The sequence below is a fragment of the Mycobacterium talmoniae genome (genome assembly GCF_001854525.1).
GTDB lineage: Bacteria > Actinomycetota > Actinomycetes > Mycobacteriales > Mycobacteriaceae > Mycobacterium > Mycobacterium talmoniae.
In genome coordinates, this window is sequence record NZ_MLQM01000310.1 from 1 (window position 1) to 2343 (window position 2343).

General features: G+C 71.2%; 3 protein-coding genes. 2 read left to right on the forward strand and 1 reads right to left on the reverse strand.

The window, feature by feature from the left end:
• Positions 1-753: acyl-CoA dehydrogenase family protein (locus tag BKN37_RS26880; protein ID WP_207547303.1), on the forward strand; the 753-nt coding region annotated here is incomplete at its 5' end.
• Between the two features lie 65 nt (positions 754-818).
• Here BKN37_RS26880 and BKN37_RS26885 read toward each other — a convergent pair.
• On the reverse strand, positions 819-1151 hold the full coding sequence (locus BKN37_RS26885) for a Zn-ribbon domain-containing OB-fold protein (RefSeq protein WP_071030322.1): 333 nt from the start codon (positions 1149-1151) through the stop codon (positions 819-821).
• 46 nt (positions 1152-1197) lie between these two features.
• Between BKN37_RS26885 and BKN37_RS26890 the strand changes: the two genes are divergently transcribed.
• On the forward strand, positions 1198-2343 hold a 1146-nt coding region (locus BKN37_RS26890; protein WP_242657378.1), incomplete at its 3' end, for a thiolase family protein.

The window sequence follows — 2343 nt, forward strand, 5'->3', positions numbered from 1 at the left end:
GATGCGGCGGCGGTCAAGACGCGGGCGGTCCGGGTCGACGGCGGCTGGAAGATCAACGGGCAGAAGGTGTGGACGTCGGGGGCGCACTACTGTCGGCGCGGGCTGGCCACCGTGCGCACCGACCCCGACGCCGCCAAGCACGCCGGGATCACCACCGTCATCGTCGACATGAAGGCGCCCGGGGTGGAGGTGCGCCCGCTGCGCCAGATCACCGGCGGCTCGGACTTCAACGAGGTGTTCTTCAACGACGTGTTCGTGCCCGACGAGGATGTGGTCGGCGAACCCAACACCGGCTGGACCGTCGCCCGGGCGACGCTGGGCAACGAGCGGGTCAGCATCGGCGGCGGCGGGTCGTATTACGAAGGGGTGGCGCAGCTGCTGGTCGGGCTGACCCAGCAGCACGAAGACCAGCTGGCGGGCGCCCGGGTGCGGGTCGGCAACTTCTTGGCCTCAGAGCATGCGCTGCGGTTGCTGAACCTGCGTCGCGCCGCCCGCGCCATCGAGGGCGCCGGACCGGGTCCGGAAGGCAACGTCACCAAGCTGACCCTGGCCGAGCACATGGGTGAGGGCGCGGCGATCTGGGCGGCGCTGCTGGGGCCGGAGGTCGCGCTGACCGACGGGCCCGCCGCGCTGACCGGCCGGATGGTGATGGGCGCGCGCGGGATGGCGATCGCCGGCGGCACTTCGGAGGTGACCCGCAACCAGATCGCCGAGCGGATCCTCGGCATGCCCCGCGACCCCCTGATCAAGTAACCCGGCGAGCAGACGTAAAAGCCCCATCTAGAGCCGGGTTTTGGGGGCTTTTGCGTCTGTTCGCGCTAGGTGGTGACGGGCACGAACACCGGGGCGTCGCCGTCGAACCGGGCTACCACCGGCATCCCGCATGCCACCGAATCCGGTTCGCAGTCCACGATGTTGGCGGCCACCCGCAGCCCCTCCTGTTCGTCCAGCTCGACGATGGCGATGACGTAGGGGACCGCCAGGCTCGGGTTGAACCGGTGGTGGTTGACCGTGTAGGTGAACACCGTGCCGCGGCCGGACACCGGCCGGGCCATCAGCGCGGCGCCGCAGTCGGGGCAGTCGCCGGCAGGGGGATGCACCCAGCGGGCGCACTCGCCGCAATACTCGATGAGCAGTTGGTCTGCTGACACGTCAAATACAGTACGACGTAGGGGACAAGCCGAACGGACGGTGCCGATGCGCTACTTCGAGAAGGACGCGATCCTGTCCGGTGTCGGGATCTCGCGGATCGGCCGTCGTACCGGCATTCCCGCACTGGAGCTGACGGTGGAGGCGGTGCGCGCCGGGATCGCCGACGCCGGGCTGGCGCCCGCCGATATCGACGGCATCGCCACCCTGGGTGACACGCCGGCCGCCGAGACCACCGCCGCGCTGGGCATCGAGGCGCTCGACTGCGGCGCCGGATTCGACACCGGCGGGCTGCTGTCCCCGGTGATGTCGGCGTGTCGGGCGGTCGCCGAGGGGCGGGCCCGCCACGTGCTGGTCTACCGCACGGTGCAGATGCTCGGCGGTTCGGTGCCGGCATCAGCCGGGGCCGGGGCAGAGGCCTCGGGGAGCGCGCTGGCGCGGCTGATGGAGCCGGGCCCCGACGGGCCCCGGGTCGGGCCGATGAGCGACGTGGCCGACCTGCTGGCGGCACATGCCTACTCCGGCGCGAACTGGCTGGCGCTCGCCTGCCGTCGGCATATGCAGCTCTACGGCACCACCAAGGAACAGCTGGGCTGGTTGGCGATCAACAGTCGGCGTAATGCGGCGCTCAATCCGCTTGCGGTCTACCGGGATCCGATGACGATGGCCGACTACCTGGCCGCTCGTCCGGTGTCGACACCGTTCGGGCTGTACGACTGTGACGTCCCGGTCGACGGCTCGATCGCGGTGGTTGTGTCGGGCGCGGCGTACGGGCCCGACTGCCCGCACCGCCCGGTGGCGGTGGAGGCGATCGGCGGATCCGACGGTGCCGGCGGCTGGTTTCACCGCCCGGACTACCCGAAGATGGCGTCGGTAGACGCGGCGGCGCAGCTGTGGTCACGCACCGATCTGACCCCGGCCGACCTGGATATCGCCGAACTCTACGACGGGTTCACCTTCCTCACGCTGGCGTGGTTAGAAGCCCTGGGGGTGTGCGGCGACGGCGAGTCCGGCCCCTTTGTCGAGGGTGCGGGGCGGATCGCCCTGGACGGCGCGCTGCCGCTGAACACCTACGGCGGGCAGCTGTCGGCCGGGCGGATGCACGGCTACTGGGTGCTGCACGAGGGCTGGCTCTTTGTCACGTCGGGCGGGGGCGGGGGCGTGTTGGGGGGGGGGGTGGGGGGGGGGGGGCGG